Origin of the sequence: Streptomyces sp. WELS2 (assembly GCF_013870595.1) — a bacterium.
In the GTDB taxonomy this organism is placed as follows: Bacteria; Actinomycetota; Actinomycetes; order Streptomycetales; family Streptomycetaceae; genus Streptomyces.
In genome coordinates this window covers 1-2,712 of record NZ_JACBWZ010000818.1, presented here as the reverse complement: position 1 = coordinate 2,712, position 2,712 = coordinate 1, and the positions used below count along the sequence as shown (strand labels likewise).

The following is a 2,712-nucleotide window of genomic DNA, read 5'->3' as shown; positions in this document are numbered from 1 at the left end:
GCGGGTCCGGTCCGTCCAGGCCGTACCGTCCCACCAGCGCTCGGTGGGCGGGGCGTCGTTCGTCTGCCCGGGGTCGGGGTACCACCCGGGAGGAGTCACCTGCGTCATGCCCCCACCGTATGAGGTGTCGGTGAAAGTGTGATGAGAGGATTCGGCGCCGGGTGGGCGGAACGGGAAACCCCGCCGGGGAAACCCGCTTCCCCGTGGGCCGCCTTGGGCGGCCGCGGCCCGTCCCGGCGCCGCCCTCACCACCGGCCGGCCCGGGGCCGGAGTCACCCGTGCGTACCGTCTTTCACCCGGCCGGGCAGCACCTGACCCGACCACCCCCGCGGGCCACGCCGGACGGCTACGCTCGGGGCCTGTATGCCGTGCGGGCGACCTGGGGAGGGAAACGGGATGACGGACGGACGGCCAACGGCGGCCGGCTCGGCACCCCTGTAGGAACGGGACGCCGAGATCGCCACCGTCACGGCGGCGCTCGACGCCCTGTGCGCCGGCCGGAACGCCACGGGCGCCCTGCTGGTCTTCCGCGGCAAGGCCGGAATCGGCAAGACCGCGCTGCTGGCCGAGATCCGCCGCATGGCCGAGCGCCGCGGCTGCTCCGTCTGGTCCGCCCGCGGCGCCGAGACCCTCAGATCCGTCCCGTTCCACGTCCTGCGGCAACTGCTCCAGCCCGCGCTGCTGTCCCTCCCGCCCGACGAGCTCCGCGACCACCTCGGCGACTGGCACGACATCGCCGGCCCCGCCCTCGGCATAGCGGAACCGCGCGGCGACAACGCCGACCCGCACTACGTCCGCGACGGACTCGTCTCCGCCGTACGCCGGATCGCCCGCCGCACCTGGCCGCTCGTCCTGATGCTCGACGACGCCCACTGGGCCGACCCGGAAACCCTGCGCTGGCTCGCCGCGTTCGCCGAACGCCTGGACGACGTGCCCGTACTCGTCGTGGTCGCCCGCAGGCCCGACCAGGCCGACGGGACCGGCGCCCGCCACCTCGACGCGATCGCCGCCGCGGGCCGCCCGGTCAACGACCTCAGCGCCCTCACCCCGGGCGCCACCGCCGGCCTCACCCGCGCCACCCTCGGCCGGCACGCCGACGACGCGTTCTGCCGCGAGGTCTGGGCGGTCACCGACGGCAACCCCTTCGAGACCGTCGAACTCCTCGCCAAGGTGCACGACAGCGAACTGGCGCCGGTCGAGGCGCACGCCGGACAGCTGCGCGCCCTCAACCACGCGGCCCGCGGCGGCGGACTGGTCGACCGGCTCAAGGGCCTCGGCCTGGAGGCCACCCGGTTCGCCTGGGCCGCCGCCATCCTCGGCACCGGCATCACCGTCGACACGGTCGCCCGCCTCGCCACCATGGACGACGACCTCGCCCGCGCTTGCGCCGACGTGCTGTGCACCGCCCGCATCCTCACCCGCCCCCGACCCGCCACGGACGCCGAAGGGGACACCGGAGAGCTGGAGTTCGTCCACCCGCTCATCGCCACCGACGTCTACCAGTCCATCCCCTCCGGGGTGTGCACCGCCATGCACGGCGTCGCCGCGCAGATCATCAACGAGCTGGGCCGGGGCGCCGCCGAGGCCGCCCGGCACCTGCTGAAGGTGCACCCGGACGAGGACGAGGAACTCGTCGAGCAACTGCGTCAGGCGGCCCGCGAACACCTCGCCGTCGGCGCGCCGGACGCCGCCCGCCGCTGCCTGGAACGCGCGCTGCGGGAGCCGCCCCTGCCCGAGGTGCACGCCCATGTGCTGTACGAACTGGGCTGCGCCACCCTGCTGACCAACCCCGCCGTCTCCATCGAGCAGTTGCGCAGCGCGCTCGGCATGCCCGGCCTGGACGGGGACGAGCGGGTCGACGCCGTCGTCCGCCTCTCCCAGGCGCTGCTCCACAACGACCAGCTGGAGGAGGCCGTCCGCACCGTCGAGGCCGAGGCCGCCCGGCACGCGGCAGGCCCGGTGCGGCTGCGGCTGCAGGCGTTCCAGTTCATGTGGGAGGGCATCCACGGCGAGACCGTCGCCCCGGCCCGCTCCCGGCGCCTCGCCGAACTCGCGAGCACCTGCACCGGCCGCGACAACGCCGAGCGCGCGCTGCTGATCCTGCGCGCCTTCGACGCCATGACCCACGGCGAGAGCGCCGACGCGGTCGTCGACCTGTGCGACCGCGCCCTCGTCAACGGCCGCCTCGCGCCCGGTCTCGGCTGGACCGACCCCGAGTGGGGCATGGAACTGCTGATGATGCTCGGCAGTGCGTACGCCTACGCCGACCAACTCGACCGTGCCGAAAGCCTGTTCTCCGAGGCCCGGCGCGTCTACACCTCGGCCGGCTGGCGCGGCGTCCACCTCTCCCTGGCCAACGCCTTCCTGGGGCTCGCCTATCGCAGACAGGGCCGGCTGCGCGACGCCGAGACCACCCTGCGCGAAGCCGTGCGGCTCGCCGAACGCGTCGGCCGCCGCCTGCCGTTGTACTGGTCGGCCACCTGCGGACTCGTCGACACCCTGCTGGCCCGCGGCCGGGTGGAGGAGGCCTGGTCGGTCGCCGGGCAGTACGGCTTCGCACCGCCGTACCCGTCCACGATCGTGCTGCCCGACATCCGCTCCGTGCGGGGCCGGCTGCTGCTCGCCCTCGGCCGCACCGCGGAAGGCGTGAGCGAACTGGAGGCCGCCGAGAAGACCGCCGCCTCGCGCGGCGGCCACAACCCGGTCCTCGCG

Annotated in this window: 2 protein-coding genes; one reads left to right on the top strand and one right to left on the bottom strand. The window is 74.7% G+C overall.

Annotation, left to right across the window (positions count from 1 at the left end):
- Positions 1-108, bottom strand: a 108-nt coding sequence (locus tag H5J33_RS30285; RefSeq protein WP_181797977.1) for a DUF2510 domain-containing protein, incomplete at its 3' end; no start/stop codon positions are given.
- Positions 109-456: 348 nt separating this feature from the next.
- Between H5J33_RS30285 and H5J33_RS30280 the strand changes: the two genes are divergently transcribed.
- A partial coding sequence (locus H5J33_RS30280) for an AAA family ATPase (protein WP_309485523.1) occupies positions 457-2,712 on the top strand: 2,256 nt, incomplete at its 3' end.